This window comes from Asaia prunellae JCM 25354 (assembly GCF_000613885.1).
In the GTDB taxonomy this organism is placed as follows: Bacteria; Pseudomonadota; Alphaproteobacteria; order Acetobacterales; family Acetobacteraceae; genus Asaia; species Asaia prunellae.
In genome coordinates this window covers 85420-102954 of sequence record NZ_BAJV01000003.1, presented here as the reverse complement: position 1 = coordinate 102954, position 17535 = coordinate 85420, and the positions used below count along the sequence as shown (strand labels likewise).

Sequence of the window (17535 nt, the reverse complement as noted above, 5' to 3'; positions counted from 1 at the left end):
ACAGATCGCAGACCGGAAAATCCGGATGATGTGCTCCTGTCGCGCTCCGACGCGGCGCCTTCATCATGAAAGGGCGGAGGGGACACATCATTGCTTTTCATGATCGGAAACCGCTCACATCAATACCAAGAAGCTGCAGACGTTTGCGCAGCGTATTCCTGTTGAGGCCAAGCAGCGCTGCTGCCCTGATCTGGTTACCTTCTGTGGCTTTCAGTACGAACCTGAACAGCGGGCGCTCGACTTCGGCCAGAACACGCGCATGCAATGTCCCCTGAATATCGGTTTCCAGATCGAGCATGGAAGGCAGATAACGGGCCATCAACCCTTGGAACGATGCCGTATCCGACACGGTATCGACCCGGTACCAGTCGGCAAGACGTGCCGCGGTTACCACACCTTCCGGACTGTTATGACAGGCATGATACAGCAACTGACGCATCTGGCGGAAATTGCCTGGCCAATCCTGTCGGGCCAGCCACGCCAGACAGTCCTGATGCAGCACTACTGAGCTGTTCCCCTGCCCCATCCATACCGCACAGAGCGCCGCAAGATCCTCATATCGGTCACGTGCCGGCGGTACGGTGAGATGACAGGAAGCCAGTATCGCGCCAAATGCCTCGGTAAGACGTCTGTCCTGAACCAGACGCGCAGGCGTCCAGGATGACGTGCACATCAGGACGGGTCGCTCGGACTCTGCCTTTTCCTGCACCATTTGCAACAATGCCATCTGAAGATCAGGTTCAACCAACCCGATTTCATTGATGAACAGACACCCGGTATTCTTCTCATCAATCGCTTCTTCGAAAGAGAGGCGGTCGATGACAGCAACAAACCGTCCTTCTCTGGCTGACGCTGCCCAGAGGTACCGGGCCGCACGCGTTCTGCCACTTCCGGCTTCACCGGTCAGAACATGGATTCCGAAGTTCGACAGACTTGCCTCAAGTCCGCTCCTCAGCTTTTTTACTGCCTCGGATTGGCCATCGAAGCCCAGGCTGACCGGAATCCTGCTCTGAACGGTCCGGATCACACTCACAAACGCGGTGGAAGGCTGGAAAAACACATATCGGACCAGACACTCATCGGGCGACAGGAAAGATCAGGATGCATTCAGGCTGCCTCCTCAACAGCGCTTGGAAGCTGACGGACATTTTCGCGATCACGTATCACCCCATCAGCGATCTGCTGATCGTAAAATGCCGTAAGATGCTCAATCACGTCCTGTGCCCGATCCATCTTATTGATACTGGCGCGAAACGCTGCCGATCCCCGAAGGCCATGCGAATACCAGGACACATGTTTGCGCGCGAGACGCAGGCCCGGGCGTTCCCCGAAATGATCGAGCATCATGCCATAATGACGCAGCACGATTGCCTTTTCCGTTGTGAGGTCGGGGTCAGGCATGGTCTGCCCCGAACGCAGTGACTGGGCCACCTGCGCCAGGAACCACGGCCTGCCATAACAGCCACGCCCGATCATAACGCCATCGGCCCCCGACGCAGCCAGCGCATCGCGCGCATTCCGGATCGTGACAATATCACCATTGACGATAACCGGCAGCTTCACACTTTCCTTGACGGTACGAACGAAATGCCAGTCAGCCGTGCCGTTATAGAACATCTGCGCGTGCGCCCATGCACTGTCACCATGCGAATGCCAACATCTTCGGCAATACGGGCAAGGCGTGGCGCATTAAGCGATTGATGGTCCCACCCCATACGCATCTTGAGGGTCACGGGCACCGACACCGCCCTGACCGTGGCTTCGAGCAGGGCAGCAGCCTTTATCTCGTCACGCATCAGAGCAGAACCTGCCGACTGGCCAACTGCCACCTTCTTTACGGGGCAGCCAAAATTGATATCGATCAGATCAGCTCCCTGATCGACGGCTATCTTCGCTGCCTGCGCCATGGCCTCTGGGTCGCATCCGGCCAGTTGGACTGAATTAGGACCGTTTTCGGCACTGCGTGCCATACGCAATGTGTTCTCGTTCTCACGTACCATCGCCCAGGAGGCAATCATCTCCGAGACGACAAGCCCTGCTCCCAGATCACGGGCAAGCTGCCGAAAAGGCAGATCGGTCACACCTGACATAGGGGCAAGAATCACCGGCGTCTCGATAACGACACCGCCACCAAGATCGATCGGGCGTAGCTCAAGGGCGCGGCACGACCCAGCCACGTCTGAAGAAGGAGAATTGCTCATGATAAAGCAAGAATATCGAGGCGCCCGGCCTGAAGCAATCAAAGATCGCGCCTGGCTGAACGTCACTTTCGTCAGCCTAGGGCCGGATATCCGATAAGACGGCTGTCCTGACAAAGCATGAGAAACCGCCCGTCATAGTTCAGGACAACGCCTGGGCAATCCGCCTCAGCACCACTTCATCGAGGGGGAGACCAAAACGCAGCAACGTTTCGTCCCATTCGAAACGACGCACCAGAAGCCCGGTGCGGGCGAGTTTCTCCCAAAGCGTCTGCGCTTCGGGAGAACGAAAAAGACTGAAGAGGGAGGTACCGCCCACAAAATCCGGCCCGGCCTGGGTAACAACGCGGCGCAGAGCTGCCATTTCACTCTCCAGACGTGGCGCCATGTCCTGACGCCAGGCACGATCTGAAAGCGCATCACGCCCTATATGACAGGCAGGTGTACTCACGGCCCATGGTCCGATTGCGGCACGCATGGTGTGGAGGACCGGATGAGACCCCAGCAGAAAACCGATCCTGAGCCCGGCAAGGCCATAGGCCTTGCCAAAGGAACGACAGATGAGGAGAGCAGGATGAGGCAGTAACGAGGCAGCACTTTCCAGGCTGAAATCGGCGAAAGCCTCATCGACAACAAGCATTCCCCCGAATCGCGCATGATCTTCGGCCAGAGAGGCAATTTCGGCCAGAGAAAATCTGTGACCCGTGGGATTATTCGGCGAACATATGACGGTCACCATCTGACGGTCAGGCGGGACAAGCACGGTACCATGATGAACAAACGTGATGGCGAAACCAGCCTCACGCCAGGCCGCCTCGTGCCCGCTATAGGTCGGAGCCAGAATACGAATAACCGATGGCTTGAAGAAACGGGAAAGGAAAACCGGCAGAAGACCGATCAGCATCTGTGTACCGGCTCCGGCAAGGATATATGCTGATGAGACGCCATAGGCCCCGGCCGCTGCGACACGCAGGGAATTCTCTTCCAGAGGGTCTGGCAGACGCTGCATCAGAGCAGTGTCCAACTTTGCCAGAGGATAGGCATGCGGATTGATACCGGTAGACAGGTCAATCCAGGGAGTCGGAGCGTCGGGAAAAAGGCGTGCGAGTTCGCTCAGCTGCCCGCCATGGACCGGCCAGGGCGTCATGCTATGGTTGACCCTTTCATGCAGCCCGGTCATCTCGTCCCATGTTCCTTTCCCTGACTCTGTGCGCCCTTCTGATCGAGGCAGTTTTCGGCTATCCGGACGCATTATTCCGGCGTGTTGGCCATCCGGTAACATGGATTGGCCGATTGATCACAGCGCTCGAACGACATCTGAACAGACCGCACACGTTTTTTCATGCACGCGCCCTGGGTCTGCTGGCGCTCGTCATGATCTGCGCCGTACCTGTCGGCATTACCCTCGTAGCGCAGGGTCTGTTTCGTCATTTTCTGCCTGAAAAGATGTGCTTCGGGTTCGAAGCATTCTGTGCCAGCACATTGATTGCCCAACGTGCCCTCTATCAGCATGTCAGAGCCGTTCTGATCGGCCTTGTCGAGAATGGACTTGTGGGGGGACGCCATGCTGTCTCGAAAATTGTCGGGCGGGACCCCGAAACACTTGACCGGGCTGGCGTGGTGCGGGCAGCGATAGAAAGTCTGGCCGAAAATTTTTCGGATGGGGTGGTTGCCCCTGTTTTCTGGCTTCTTGTTTTCGGCCTGCCGGGCATTGTTGCCTACAAGGCGATCAACACCGCAGACAGCATGATCGGCCATCTCTCGCCACGCCATCGCGATTTCGGTCGAGCCGCAGCCCTTTGCGATGACTGTGTAAATATACCTGCCTCACGACTGACCGCTTTATGGATCTGTATGGCCGCTTTTCTCTCTGGCAATGCCGCCGGAGGCGCCCTGAGAGCAATCCGGCGCGATGCAGCCCGTCACCGCTCCCCTAATGCCGGCTGGCCCGAAGCCGCGATGGCAGGGGCACTCGCTTTGCGTCTGGCGGGGCCAAGACAGTATGATGGCATCATGGTAGTCGATTCGTGGATGGGGGATGGCAAAGCCGAAGCCGGAGAGCAGGATCTTGCAAAAGCGTTAAGACTCTATCGCCTCGGGTGCCTGATCCAGGCGATTTGCCTGTTGAGTCTGCTGACTGGAGTACGCACATGACCGCAGCCCCTGTATTCGACCAGAAGTTTCGTGATCAGCTCGATTCGCTGTTTTTATGGCGGCGGGACGTACGACATTTCAGGCGTGACCCTGTGCCCGAAAATGTGCTCGATCATATGCTTGCTCTTACCTGCGTCACACCATCCGTCGGGCTGAGCCAGCCTGGCGGTTCATCCGGGTCGACGCCCCCACACGCCGTGCCGCAGTCAAAGCCGAATTCGCCGAACGGAATGCCGAGGCTCTGGCAGCACAAAGCGAGAGTGACAGCGCTGCCTATGCCCGCCTCAAACTGGCAGGCCTCGACGAAGCCCCTCATCATATCGCCGTCTTCTGCGACCCTGATCCTGCACAGGGGCGCGGACTTGGGCGCATGACCATGCCAGAGACTGTACAATGGTCGGCCGTTATGGCCATTCACAGCTTCTGGCTTGCGGCGCAATCTCACAATATCGGGCTTGGCTGGGTCTCCATCCTTGACCCCGAACATATGCGCCTCCTGCTGGACGTTCCTCCCGAGTGGCGTTTCATGGCCTATCTCTGCGTCGGATATCCTGAGGAAGAACATAACACCCCCGAACTGGAAAGACGGGGGTGGGAACAACGGGCATCGGAACGTCATCACTGGATCATACGCTGACTCAAACCAGTGGTAGCCGGGATCTAGTTCGGGAAAGGAATTCCCTGCGCCGCACAGGCTACCCATTCGACAAAAAGCCTTACCGCCGCCAAACGCTGCCGTGTCGGATAGGTATAGGCAAGAATACTGCCGCTTTGCGCCGACCAGTCAGGCAGGAGATGAACCAGACGCGGGCTCAGTGCCTCATGCTCACAGAGAAAATCCGGCAGGACCGAGAAACCCTGACCATCCATGACGCTCTCGAGCACGAGATTGATCGGTCCGAGCGTAATCCTTGACTGGAACTGGACATGGCGCTCAGAGAGACCATTAGTGAACGTCCAGCCAGACTGATCGATATGATTGACATAATCGATAAACGGCAACTGACGAAGACAGTCGAGTGTCTCAATCGGTCCGAAACGATCACGATGCTCGCGACCAATGACAATCTGACGCTTGAAACTGCCGATCCGGCGTACATGTAATGCATGATTTTCGAAACTGCGTGTACGGATCGCCACATCAAACCAGACCATATTCGCTTCCGATACGTCATCGGCCAGTTTGAAACTCACGCGACATTCCGGATAACGCTCTGCAAAAGCCTGTATGACCGGAAAGACGACATAGCGTCCGTAAGCGGCATTGGCGAGAACGCGTAATTCACCCTGCGGGGAGGCGCCATGATACTGCGCGTCAAGATAAGCTGCCTCAATCGTTCTGACTCCTGCAATGCATTGCTTGTAAAAAGCCTCTCCCGCCCGCGTAGGCAAAATCTGTTTCGATGTTCGTACCAGAAGACTCGTCTGCAATGACAATTCCAGATCACAGATCGACTTGCTGATGACGCTTTTTGACACCCCCAGAGTACGAGCCGCTGCCGAGACAGACCCGGCCTCGACCACCGAAATAAAATAGATCATCGCATTGAAATTGATCTTCTTTTTCATTTTTTCTCTCAGTCATCGTTCTGAAAATACGAACGACGCGTTCCCAAAACGTGACTTGTTTTTACACAGCATTTCAGCAAAGGATATGTGTCGTAAAAATTGAGTCATACAAACGAACCCGAAAAGCTTCTTATCGTTACAAATCGTCAAAAAATTAAACGAATGTTGCGGATAACACTGCATTTACGAATGTTTCTCCAAAAAACGCCCAAAAATATATATAGAAAAAACAGGAGATTTGGATGCATCACTTGAACACATCATGCGAGAGTCAGTACATGACCGATAACCGCTGGAATAACATATCAAAAAGCTCCGAGATTGCGCGTAATTTTCTCACTTTTTATCAAAATAACTACGAATCAGAAATAGTATTCAATTCGAATACTTCTATTGATCCAAATATTGCAAGAAATACCATTCCCTTGTCAGACGTGCATATGCACGATGCCATTTCCTTTCTGGGCTCTGATACCGAACTGCTGGTCAAAAATGAACAGGAGCCTGTTGCAGTACGCGTAGTGTGGAATCTTCTTGAGAATACGAGCCGCGTTTATTTTCCCAGAAGTATTGCGACAGACGAACCAGAGACCATCTGCCTGTCAGTCAAGGGAGATCCTTATTCCGTCCGCGAAAATGGCGTCATGCTCGATGCATTGAACTATGTTCGCATGCTTTTTTCTGAACAGTCCGGGATTGTTCCTGCTTACTGACCATTACAGTAAGCAACCCGCCCCTGTACTGAAAATATTACCTTCGACAGGAGAAAAGAATTCTTTCAAGATCCAGATGCTCTTCAAGATGATCTGCCAGAGCATCAAGTGTATCAAGGATGCGGCGTGTATTTTCAAACGGCTCGGAAACGATACCCAACTGAGTGAGTAAAGCCGAACGAGAAGCAGAGTGATCAAACAGGCCGTGCAGATACGTTCCGCAAACCAACCCTTCCTTCGATCGGGCCCCATCGAAACGGCCATCTGAAAGTCTGACGAACGGGTGCTTGAGACCGGGTCCGAAGCTCGCTCCGGCATGAATCTCATATCCGCAGACCGATGCTCCCGATGGCAGAAGAACGCCTTCGATCTGCCTGACAGTCTTCGACGGCATCAGTACGGTTTCGATCTCCAGATAACCCAGCCCCGCGCATGAGCCGGCTTTACCCTCCACACCCTCCGGATCGGCAATCAGGCGCCCCAGCATCTGGTAGCACCGCAAAGACCCAGGATGTGCCCGCCCCTGCGAAAATGCGCTTTGAGATCAACATCCCATCCCTGAGCGATAAAAAATGCAAGATCACCCATCGTGGCCTTCGAACCGGGCAGGATCACGAGATCGCAAATAGGCAAAGCCTGGCCAGGCGGAATGAATGCCATGGATACATCCGGCTCGGCGCGCAGAGCATCCAGATCGTCAAAATTGGCAATCATGGGCATCATGGGAACGGCAATACGCAAGGCTCCACTGCCCTGCCATCCCATTACAAGATCCCCAGTATCCTCAGGAGGAAGCTCTCTCATCCGGTCAAAAAACGGTACCAGCCCGCACGGTGCCCAGCCGGTTCTGTCGGCTATAAATCGCATTCCATCGTTAAACAGACTGGATCTCCACGCATGCGATTGACGATAAATCCCTTGATCCGTTCGTGATCAGACGAGGCCAGAACATTTTTCGTCCCGACCAGACTCGCAATGACGCCACCACGATCGATATCCCCGATCAGAATGACGGCAGATCCGCAGCTTCGGCGAAACCCATATTGGCAATATCGTTACGCCTGAGATTGACTTCCGAGGCTGATCCAGCCCCTTCCACCAGCACAATATCTGCTTCCTCCTGGAGACGGGCAAAACTGTCGAGAACCGCCGGCATCAGAAGGGATTTGACCTCCTGATAGGCGCGCGCCTGTTCCTGCCCCCAGACCTTACCCTGAAGAATGATCTGGGACCCCTGCTCCGATTGCGGTTTGAGCAGCACCGGGTTCATGTGCACACTGGCCGGTACGCCGCAAGCCAGCGCCTGCAGAGCCTGGGCACGACCTATTTCGCCGCCATCGGCAGTGACAGCGGCATTATTGGACATGTTCTGGGGCTTGAAGGGACGCACTCTGAGACCACGACGCGTCAGAACACGCGCAAGCCCCGCCACAAGCACCGATTTACCAACATTCGATCCCGTTCCCTGAAACATCAGGGCGCGTGAAGTCAAAACTCAATCCCCAGCTGGGCCTTCACGCCATCCTTGAAATGATGCTTCACAAGCGTCATTTCAGTGACAAGATCGGCCTCCTCGATCAGCCAGGCTGGCGCATTGCGCCCTGTAATCACGACGTGCTGCTGTGGTGGACGATTGCGCAGGCCATGCAGTATCGCCCGTTCGTCAATATAACCGTAACGCAGGGCAATATTGAGCTCGTCAAGCACGACCAGCGCAACGTCTTCCTGCGCCAGCGCGACAAGTGCCTGTTCCCAGGCCCGGAGACAGGCGGCAATATCGCGTTCACGATCCTGGGTCTCCCAGGTAAAGCCCTCACCCAGCGCATGAAACTGCGCCAGATCACCAAAGCGTTGCAGCGCCCTGCGCTCCCCCGTATCCCAGGCCCCCTTGATAAACTGCACCACCACAACTTTGCGTTCATACCCCAGCATACGCAGGGCAAGCCCGAATGCTGCTGTGGATTTGCCTTTTCCGGAACCGGTGTGGACTGCAATCAGACCTTTCTCGATCGTTTTCCCGGCCACCTCACGATCCTGGATCGCCTTGCGATGTTTCATTTTTTCACGATGCCGCGCGGTGTCATTATCCAGGGTCATTTCATCTCCAATGCACATCCCGCGGCTACAAACAGCACACGGCGCGCTTCACGGGCAATCTTCTGATGCAGCAGACCAGCCTCGTCACGAAACCGGCGGGCCAAGGCATTTTCCGGGACGATGCCCAACCCCACCTCGTTTCCGACAAGCACAGTCAGGGCTGAACGTTGTCGTAATGCATCAAGCAGGCTTTCCGTGGCCTCTTCAATGTTTCGTTCATCCAAAATTAGGTTTGTCAGCCATAAGGTCAGGCAGTCGACCAGAACCGGCTGAGATCCGTGCAAGGAAGAGACAAGATCAAAGGGCGCCTCGACGGCCTCCCACCCTTCACCGCGCCTTGCGCGATGAAAGGCAATACGTGCGCGCATTTCATCATCCCAGCTCGCCCGGTAGCGACATAGCGCCAGGGCGCCGGTTCGGCCATGACCAGCGATTCGGCATGGCAACTCTTGCCCGAACGCGCCCCACCCAGAACCAGAATGGAATTCATTGCCCACTTCCTCTTGCAGAAGAGCACTTATCCCAACAGAAAGACGCCATGTCACCTTTCCGATCGCTCGACGACCTCCACAGGGCCTGCACGATACTCCCCATGCCCGATCAGGACGCCGCTTCACAGATCCGGGCGCGTGAAGCTGTTCTGACCAAACCTGCGGGCAGTCTGGGCAGACTGGAGGAACTCGCCGAATGGTTCGGTTCGTGGCGCCCCTTATGTCTTGATCAGGCGGATATCTGTATTTTTGCAGGTAATCACGGGGTTCTGGCACAGGGTGTCTCCAGCTGGCCTGCCAACGTCACGGAAGCCATGGTGCGGAATTTTCTGAGCGATGGGGCAGCAATCAATCAGCTCGCTCGCAACGCCGACGCCCGGCTGCATGTCGTGACAGTGGGCAATCTTGTGGCAAGCGGCGACTTCACCAGGGATGTGGCCCTTTCTTCCGAGGCGTTTCTGGAAGCCGTCTCGACAGGATATAATGCGGTTCCCGCCGGATGTGACCTGCTTGCCCTAGGCGAAATGGGGGTGGGAAATACCACCGCCGCCGCCGCACTCTCTGCGGCTTTTTTCGGAGAAGACGGTGCCTACTGGGCCGGGCGTGGCGCCGGTCTTGATGACGAAGGGGTCATCCGCAAGGCACAGGCCATTGACCGGGCTCTGTCCCTCCACGGGCGCGATCATGCTCCTCTCGAGCTCGCCAGAATCTACGGGGGCTGGGAACTGGCTGCCCTGCTGGGTGCCACGCTTGCGGCACGCCATAGGCGCATTCCTGTCATGCTGGACGGATTTGTGGTGACAGCGGCCGTGGCCCCTCTTGCCGCGCTCCATCAGGAGGGACTCGCCCATACGCGCCTTGCGCATAACTCGCATGAGCAGGGACATCGCCAGCTTGCATCCAGGCTCGGCTTTGTACCACTCATGGACCTGAATCTGCGTCTGGGTGAAGGGACAGGGGCCGCTCTCGCCATCCCGCTTGTGCGGGCCGCTCTCGCCTGTCACAATGGCATGGCGCGCTTTTCGGATGCCGCCTTCGCCGATGAAAATGAACGAAAAACAATGAAATAGATGTCTACCATTCGCGCAGATCTAGCTGCAGGTATCAGCCTGCTTACACGCCTGCCGACGGGATGGCTCCATACTCCTGGATCAAGGGTTGATCTGGCCCGATCCAGCTGGTGCTGGCCTCTGATCGGCGGTGCCATCGGTGCCGCTACCGGTGCCGCATTAACGCTCGGCATCCTGCTCGGCATGCCTGCCATTGTTGCCACAGGCTGGGCCATCACCTTTCAGCTTCTGTTGACCGGTGCGCTGCACGAAGACGGCTTTGCCGATTGCATGGACGGGCTGTTCGGCGGCAACTCGCCACAACGTCGTCTGGAGATCATGCGTGACAGCCGGATCGGCAGTTATGGAGGGCTGGCTCTCAGTATCGTCCTTCTGCTGCGCGCTGGTACCATGACAGCGCTTGCAGCAAACCCTTTTCATATCATCGCGGTTCTGATGACCGCCGGTGCCTTTTCACGTCTTGCCCTGTTACTGCCCATTCTCTGGCTTCGACCGGCCAGGGCCGACGGTCTGGCCCATCAGCTGCGTCATTTGCCAGCCAAGGGGTTGCTGATCGCCATGGTATGTACTGCGCTGATTGCATCTTCTCTCTCGATGCTTGGCGCATTATCCCTGTTCCTGCTCGCCTGTCTTGGCACATTGGGACTTTGCAGCATCGCCTATCGCCTTATTGGCGGCTATACTGGCGATATACTGGGCGCCACAGCCATTATCGCGGAACTCCTCGTCCTGACCGGAGCCAGTCTGGACGGATTCAGCAAGCTGCCTTTCTGAGAACCGGGAGGGTCTGGCCGCTTCGAACAGGCAGGACCAGAGGGCATGACCCTCTCTGCCCGGGAAAGAGTCAGAACTCTACGGTCGCCTTACCCTGCTGTCGAAAGATCAATGGCTGCAATCACCCCGTCTTCGGTACCGAACACCATCACGCCGCCCAGAGGTGAAAAGACGAGCCAGTCACCTTGCCCCGCTTGCCAAGACAGATCGGTAGCACACGTTCTGAGCCCAGCTCGGCCAACAGCACCGAACCATCCTCAAATCCGGCAGCAATGATATCATTTTTGGGGTGAGCGCATACGGCGGAACAGAAGACACCAGGCAGACGCGCCAGCTCTGTCGGAGGCTTGCCCATGGGACCACCACCAAAGAATGGCCAGAGCACAATGGCATCGGCCCCCGAAGTCGCGAGCCAGCGCCCGTTTCGGGTAAAGGAAAGTGAGGTGACACGCTTGGGATAACCGCTCATACGCATGTTATGGCCGTCAGACAGACGCCAGCCATGCAGATCGTTTTCCTGCATGGCCGTCACAAGCGCTTCTCCGCCAGGGTGAATGGCGAGCGCCGTATGACTGCCCTTCCATTCCAGCGGGCGCACGGTGTCAACTTTGGCACCAACAAACCACATCGAGACGCCATTGTAATGAGACGCCGCCACGCGTTTGCCCTTGGCGTCGAAAACAATGCCGGTAACACTCGAAGGATGATCAAGGGTCTTCAATGTGACCTGGCCAGCAGCATCACGAACCTCAAGCTGCTTGCCGACAGAAAACGCGATATTTGCCGTTGTGGTCGCCACGCACTCGACCCAGCGACGCCCGCGATAAAGCTCGGTTACCGTTCCGTCAGTTTCGGTTCGGCAAAGACGGTTATCTTCGCCACCGCTGACAAAACCGGTCTTGCCCGTATCGGGAGCCAGACAGAGTACAGCGCCATCATGGGCCTCGACACGCTGCCACGTTTCGGGATGTTTGAGGCCCGCTACGGGGATAAGAAAGATTTCGCCCTCGACCGTGCCCAGCGCAAAGGTCTGGCCGTCACGAGCGGAGGCAGCGACAGTTACTGGCGATCCAATGGTCTTTTCCGCGCCACGGGTGGCGAGGAGTTCGGTCATCTCACTCATGCGCGGCAGCTCTCAAAGCCACGACGAAGCTGCGGACGGTTCAGGTCGCGCCCGATAAACACGATGCGTGACTCCTTGCTGTCGCCTTCCTTGCCTTTGCCGATGTAATCGCCATCAGCCATCATGTGCACCGCCTGAAACGCAAAGCGTTCTTCCTGACCGGCAAAATGCAGAATGCCTTTCGACCGCAGGATATCAGCGCCCCGTTCCTGAAGCAGGGCACCGATCCAGGCCTGGAAACGCGGCTCGTCCAGTGGCTCCGACACGGAGAAGGACATGCTGGTCACACCCTCCTCATGCGAATGTTCGCTATTCTCCAGAAAATCTGGCATGGTTTCGAGCGCCCGTTCGAGATCAAAACCTCCCTGATCGAGCACTGCGCTCAGCGCAACGGCGCTGTGTTGGGCACGATGGATCTGTACGCTCACATTGATGCCGCGCAGACGGGCCTCTATAGCCTCAAGACCAGCCTCATCAACCAGATCGGTCTTGTTGAGAATGATCACATCTGCAAACGCTACCTGACTGACAGCTTCCGGGCTCTCGTCAAGAGTCTGCATGACATTATAAGCGTCGACCACCGTCACGACTGCATCCAGCCGGGATTTTTCGCGCAAATTCTCATCGACAAAAAAAGTCTGTGCAACGGGAGCCGGATCAGCAAGGCCTGTCGTTTCGACAATGATCCCGTCAAATTTGCCGCGACGGCGCAGAAGACTGCCAAGGATGCGGATCAGGTCTCCGCGCACTGTGCAGCAAATACACCCATTATTGGTTTCAAAGACCTCTTCATCCGCATCGACCACCAGATCGCCATCGACGCCGAGTTCACCAAACTCGTTGACGAGAACAGCATATTTGCGCCCGTGTTCGGTAGCGAGAATATGATTGAGCAACGTCGTTTTACCGGCACCGAGAAAACCGGTGAGAACGGTAACGGGAATCTTGGTCTCTGACATCGGCGCTCCGGGTCCTAGCGAGAAATTGCTGTGGGTCCAGCATATAGGGTGGCAGGCAAAGGAGGAACAGAGGCGGAGCGCGCCGCTGCTTCTGCCAGACCCACGCCCAGCAATACGAAGGCCCACCCTCCCAGCGGCAGATTGAGAAAGTCGCTCGCAGATGCCAGAGGCCATTCCTGGACAAAAAAAGCGGCAAACAATCCGATGCGCCAGGCCAGATGCGGGCCCGGTAACGGCCAGAGTGCCCTCAGACACCCCAGCACCAACCCGCAGAACAAGAACAGTCCGGGCAGCCCGGCATTGGTCAAGGCCTGCAGATAATGATTATGAGCATGCTGTACGCAGATAGCCGTACCGCCACCGTCCTGCACTGTACTGAGCCAGGAAAGCCCATGCAGATAGGCGGGGTTGGCACAGGCATGACGGAAGGCATCATAACCAAGACCGGTGACAGGATGGGCCTGCGCCATGACAACCGCACGGGTAAAGACAAGACCATAGTGCGATTCCCAGAAATGCGAGAGCTGCTGCGCTGCCAGAATAACAAGATGATGAAAGGGCTGAGGCGCGAAAATACGCGCCAGAAGCACAAGTACAGGCAGGCTGCACAAGGCTGCCAGAGCAGCGGGACGCAAGGGGCGATAAAACAGGGCGCATACCGCCATTCCCAGAAGGGTCAGAGCCATGGGAATTCGCTGCCCGGCAAGCACCATCAGCGCCACCACCCCAATAGCCAGACAGCTCATTGCCAGAAAACCACGCAACCGTGCCGTACGACCGGACAGAACTCCACTCTCATCCCCAGAGGCCACAAGCCAGGCACAACCAAACATCATGACGGGAAGAACAAGACGCGAGAAAGGCGCTGCCGCGCGCGGATGGGCATAGGGACCGGTCAGAGTGCCATCGATATAGCGCGGATAGCCAAACAGGTTGTGACCCGATATCGCCTGCACCACAAATTGCAGGACAAAATAGAGGCAGCACGCAACCAGTACCCAGGAGATCGCGCGACGGGCCTTGTCGGTCGAGAGCGTCCATACCTGCAACGCGATCGCCATAAGCGGAAAACGTATGGCCAGAATCGCCTGGGTGAGCGCCTGAGAAGAGCCCAGACCGATATGAGGCAGGGAACAGACGACCTGCCACAGCCACCAGAGCAGCGCGACGCGTACCCAGGACTGACGCGCCCACCCCCAGCCCAGCCCCAATGCGGAACGCGCCAGAAGACCAGCCGCCAGCACATCCATGGTGATCTCTGAAAAGACCCGGCCATGCGTGAGAAAAACAGGGAGCAGAAGCGTCGCCCAGAGGCCGAGGCGATCAAGAACAGGAAGAAAACGATCGGTTCTGGTCATGCCTCAGGTGATGCCGTTTCCATTCGTGCCGCGCAAGTGAGGCCATTATGATCCGAAAGAACCACAGGAAGGACACTGACCCTGTCTTCGAATGGAAACGGATCAGAAAAACAGGATCTTGCCCACTCGGGTCATCAATGTCTTCGTCCGGCAAAAAGATTGCCCGGCAGCCATTATGTCACCTCCACACGTCGAGCGCATAACAGCCTTTCTGAGAGCAGGACGACCGAAGGCGGTGTTTCCCCGATCAGGGAAACCCGCCATGCTCGTGATGTCTCCTCTCACGCCATGTCGTCATGGCTACCTGGCCTCAACAGGCTGGCTGGAGTCAGGCATGATCTTCACTGCCTCGCGATCATATAACCGGGCGGGAACGAAAATCACTGCAATGAGTTAACGCTTCATAACGAACCCTTTTTTGAGAGGACCGAGTCAGATGCGCTCCATTACCCGCCGGGCTCTTGCCGCTTCCACCTTCGCCGCAGCTGCCCTGGCCATTATGCCTGCAACGCATGCCGCCCCCAAGACACCTGATGCGCTCGGCACACCGGTCGGTCATGTCACACTTACAGCCAAATCAGCTGATGTCGGTATCGGCTACACCTGGGGTCAGGGCACGCTGACTTTTGGCAACAAGACCTATCGCTTCAAGATTTCAGGCGGCAATATTGCTGCAGTCGGTTTCTCCAAGATCGAGGCAACAGGCATCGTCTATAATCTGAAAAACCTTCATGATTTTGATGGTGGCTACGGTGCACTGAATGGCGACGCCACACTCGATCGCGGAATCGGCGGTGCCATTCTGAGCAACAGCAATGGTGTAAAGATCAAGATCACCACAGCAACACGTGGCGCTCATCTTGCGGCAGGTGGTCAGGGTCTGTCTTTCCAGATCCAAGACTGATTGTCAGATCGTCGACAGTTCTGAAAAAGCGGCCCTAGGGCCGCTTTTTTTATGACCACACATGAACGCAGACCGGTTGTTGCGAAGCGATCTCACCTCAGGCAAGCTCATATCGTTTCGATCTGATTTTCACTCTGCTTTGCCCGACGCACTCCACAAGAGGTCTGATCCATGTATTCTTTTTCCAGAAACACACTTTCGCTCATTTCACTTGTTCTGTCCTTCGCCGGCACCTCGCAGGTTTATGCGGCAGACACTACCAGCGGTACACTGATGGGCACGGACGGCAAATCCCACGGCACCGTTACTGTGACCGATGCTCCAAAAGGTGTGCTGCTGCGCATAGTAGCCGAAGATCTTACCCCCGGTTGGCATGGCATGCATTTCCACGAAAAAGGCAGCTGCACGCCGCCGAAGTTCACCAGCGCCGGTGGCCATGTCCACGCTGTTACCCCAGTCGTACATGGCCTTCTGACACCAAACGCAACGGATGCCGGTGATCTGCCCAATCTCTATGTCGCCAAAGATGGGACAGCGACCGTCGAACTTTACTCGACTCTCGTATCACTGCACGGTGCTGGCGGCCGACCTGCACTGAAAGACACTGATGGCTCGGCTCTGGTCATCCATACCAGCCCTGACGACTATGTCTCCCAGCCAATTGGTGGTGCGGGGGCCCGTGACGCCTGTGCAGCGCTGAACTGATACGTTCGGGCAGCAGCCCCTGTCTTTCATCAAAGGGTTTCTGCCCTTTGGTGACCATTACTCAGAAAAGCATGAGTTGAACTCCTCCGCGAAAAGCGGATCATTCCTTCAGTTTCTCCGGGTCAGGCACTCCTGTCTGGAGATCGGGCTGGCTTTCGGAATGCTCCTTCCCGAATGACATGATATATAGCCTGTGTCAGTCGAGTCAGCTCATCGGATGTAATGGTGAAAGCAGGCGTCAGATAGACGATCCTGCGGAACGGTCGTACCCAGACGTTACAGGCAACAAGGGCATTTTTCAGACGATTCATATCATCGACAGAATCGAGTTCCACCACCCCGATTGCTCCCAGAACGCGCACATCACGCACGCCTGACAAGACCCGGCAAGGTTCCAGCTCTGCACGAAGCTGGCGCGAAATTGCCGCCACCTGCTCAAGGCGGGGTTCGCGCTCGAACAGGTCGAGTGAAGCACAGGCCGCCATGCAGGCCAGAGGATTGGCCATGAAGGTCGGACCATGCATCAATGCGGCTGAAGGCGAGTCAGATAAAAATGCCTCAAACACATGGCGTCGGGCCACAGTAGCGGCAAGTGGCACAGTACCACCGGTAAGTGCCTTGGAAAGAGTGATGATATCCGGAATGATTCCGGCCTGCTCACAGGCAAACATCGTGCCCGTGCGCCCGAACCCGGTAAAGATCTCATCGAGAATGAGCAGCACATCATGCTTGTCAGCCAGTGCCCGCAGACGAACCAGTACCTCGGGAGGATGAAAGATCATACCTCCTGCCCCCTGGACCAGAGGTTCGAGAATGATCGCCGAAATTTCGTGACGTCGTTCTGCGAGAAGTGCGTCCAGCGCCGCAGAACTCGTTTCATCACGGGGCAAATCAGCAAGAACCTGTTCGGGGAATGCGCCAGCGAAAAGACTGTGCATGCCCTCTTCCGGATCGCAGATCGACATGGTGGCCAGCGTGTCGCCATGATAGCCATCACGGAAGGAAAGAAGCTTCTTGCGCCCCTGCACACCGCGATTGATCCAGTACTGGATCGCCATTTTCATGGCGACCTCTACAGCGACAGATCCGCTATCAGTGAAAAAACTGTGATCAAGATCGCCCGGAAGCAGGATCGACAGACGTTCGGATAATTCCCGAACCGGCTCATGAACCAGCCCGCCCAACATCACATGCGGCATACGCCCGAGCTGCTCACTCACCCGCGCATGGATATGCGGATGGTTATAGCCGTGGCAGGCCGTCCACCATGACGCAATACCATCGACCAGCTCACGCCCGTCTTGCAGCGTGATCCGGCTGCCCTCGGTACGTACTGCGTGCAAAGGTACTGGTGCTGTCTTCATCTGGGTATAGGGTAACCAGATTTTCGGCAGATCAGTCAGGGGTATCTCGTTCATGC

13 protein-coding genes and 5 pseudogenes are annotated in these 17535 nt (G+C 56.4%); 7 read left to right on the top strand and 11 right to left on the bottom strand.

Annotation, left to right across the window (positions count from 1 at the left end; genetic code table 11):
- Positions 1-97 precede the first annotated feature (97 nt).
- The 3 genes and pseudogenes from JCM25354_RS03405 to JCM25354_RS03395 all read right to left on the bottom strand — a co-directional run bounded on the left by JCM25354_RS03405 (position 98) and on the right by JCM25354_RS03395 (position 3378).
- Positions 98-1027, bottom strand: coding sequence for a helix-turn-helix domain-containing protein (locus tag JCM25354_RS03405; protein WP_148301359.1), 930 nt, complete (start codon positions 1025-1027; stop codon positions 98-100).
- Positions 1028-1107: 80 nt separating this feature from the next.
- Positions 1108-2201 (bottom strand): annotated as a pseudogene (gene dusB, locus JCM25354_RS16335) (tRNA dihydrouridine synthase DusB).
- Between the two features lie 139 nt (positions 2202-2340).
- On the bottom strand, positions 2341-3378 hold the full coding sequence (locus JCM25354_RS03395; RefSeq protein ID WP_159103435.1) for a threonine-phosphate decarboxylase: 1038 nt from the start codon (positions 3376-3378) through the stop codon (positions 2341-2343).
- A gap of 8 nt (positions 3379-3386) precedes the next feature.
- Between JCM25354_RS03395 and cbiB the strand changes: the two genes are divergently transcribed.
- Together cbiB and bluB are read left to right on the top strand one after the other, a co-directional pair.
- Complete coding sequence (gene cbiB, locus JCM25354_RS03390) at positions 3387-4352, top strand: adenosylcobinamide-phosphate synthase CbiB (RefSeq protein WP_025884964.1); 966 nt, start codon at positions 3387-3389, stop codon at positions 4350-4352.
- Positions 4349-4989 (top strand): annotated as a pseudogene (gene bluB, locus JCM25354_RS16330) (5,6-dimethylbenzimidazole synthase). Before cbiB ends, bluB begins: the two are co-directional and overlap by 4 nt.
- 23 nt (positions 4990-5012) lie before the next feature.
- Here the strand turns inward: bluB and JCM25354_RS03380 are convergent.
- Positions 5013-5921, bottom strand: coding sequence for a LysR family transcriptional regulator (locus tag JCM25354_RS03380; protein WP_025884963.1), 909 nt, complete (start codon positions 5919-5921; stop codon positions 5013-5015).
- A 278-nt stretch (positions 5922-6199) separates the two neighbouring features.
- Here JCM25354_RS03380 and JCM25354_RS03375 point away from each other — a divergent pair, with 278 nt between their 5' ends.
- The gene (locus JCM25354_RS03375) at positions 6200-6634 is read left to right on the top strand and encodes a hypothetical protein (RefSeq protein WP_148301358.1); all 435 of its coding nucleotides are present in this window, start codon (positions 6200-6202) and stop codon (positions 6632-6634) included.
- A 37-nt stretch (positions 6635-6671) separates the two neighbouring features.
- Here the strand turns inward: JCM25354_RS03375 and JCM25354_RS16325 are convergent.
- The 3 genes and pseudogenes from JCM25354_RS16325 to cobU form a co-directional block, all read right to left on the bottom strand.
- A pseudogene (locus JCM25354_RS16325) lies at positions 6672-8108 on the bottom strand (cobyric acid synthase).
- Positions 8109-8122: 14 nt separating this feature from the next.
- Positions 8123-8731, bottom strand: coding sequence for a cob(I)yrinic acid a,c-diamide adenosyltransferase (gene cobO / locus JCM25354_RS03355; protein WP_025884958.1), 609 nt, complete (start codon positions 8729-8731; stop codon positions 8123-8125).
- Positions 8728-9221, bottom strand: a pseudogene (gene cobU, locus JCM25354_RS16320) (bifunctional adenosylcobinamide kinase/adenosylcobinamide-phosphate guanylyltransferase). The gene cobO and the pseudogene cobU overlap by 4 nt, the downstream one beginning before the upstream one ends.
- Positions 9222-9269: 48 nt before the next feature.
- On the opposite strand from cobU, the gene cobT reads away from it, so the two are divergent.
- Together cobT and JCM25354_RS16310 are read left to right on the top strand one after the other, a co-directional pair.
- Entirely contained in the window at positions 9270-10292 is a 1023-nt protein-coding gene (gene cobT, locus JCM25354_RS16315) for a nicotinate-nucleotide--dimethylbenzimidazole phosphoribosyltransferase (protein WP_035446677.1), read from the top strand.
- Complete coding sequence (locus JCM25354_RS16310) at positions 10293-11066, top strand: adenosylcobinamide-GDP ribazoletransferase (protein ID WP_035446676.1); 774 nt, start codon at positions 10293-10295, stop codon at positions 11064-11066.
- Between the two features lie 89 nt (positions 11067-11155).
- Here JCM25354_RS16310 and JCM25354_RS16305 read toward each other — a convergent pair.
- The 3 genes and pseudogenes from JCM25354_RS16305 to JCM25354_RS03325 form a co-directional block, all read right to left on the bottom strand.
- A pseudogene (locus tag JCM25354_RS16305) lies at positions 11156-12180 on the bottom strand (WD40 repeat domain-containing protein).
- A gap of 5 nt (positions 12181-12185) precedes the next feature.
- Entirely contained in the window at positions 12186-13148 is a 963-nt protein-coding gene (locus tag JCM25354_RS03330; RefSeq protein ID WP_025884957.1) for a CobW family GTP-binding protein, read from the bottom strand.
- Between the two features lie 14 nt (positions 13149-13162).
- Positions 13163-14506 (bottom strand): O-antigen ligase family protein, encoded by a 1344-nt coding sequence (locus JCM25354_RS03325; protein WP_025884956.1) that lies wholly within the window; start codon positions 14504-14506, stop codon positions 13163-13165.
- Between the two features lie 436 nt (positions 14507-14942).
- Here JCM25354_RS03325 and JCM25354_RS03320 point away from each other — a divergent pair, with 436 nt between their 5' ends.
- Positions 14943-15410: a hypothetical protein gene (locus tag JCM25354_RS03320; protein WP_025884955.1), complete on the top strand. Its 468-nt coding sequence runs from the start codon at positions 14943-14945 to the stop codon at positions 15408-15410.
- Positions 15411-15581: 171 nt separating this feature from the next.
- Complete coding sequence (gene sodC, locus JCM25354_RS03315; RefSeq protein WP_025884954.1) at positions 15582-16115, top strand: superoxide dismutase[Cu-Zn]; 534 nt, start codon at positions 15582-15584, stop codon at positions 16113-16115.
- A 122-nt stretch (positions 16116-16237) separates the two neighbouring features.
- On the opposite strand, the gene JCM25354_RS03310 is transcribed toward sodC, so the two are convergent.
- Positions 16238-17533, bottom strand: coding sequence for an adenosylmethionine--8-amino-7-oxononanoate transaminase (locus JCM25354_RS03310; RefSeq protein WP_025884953.1), 1296 nt, complete (start codon positions 17531-17533; stop codon positions 16238-16240).
- Between the last annotated feature and the right edge of the window lie 2 nt (positions 17534-17535).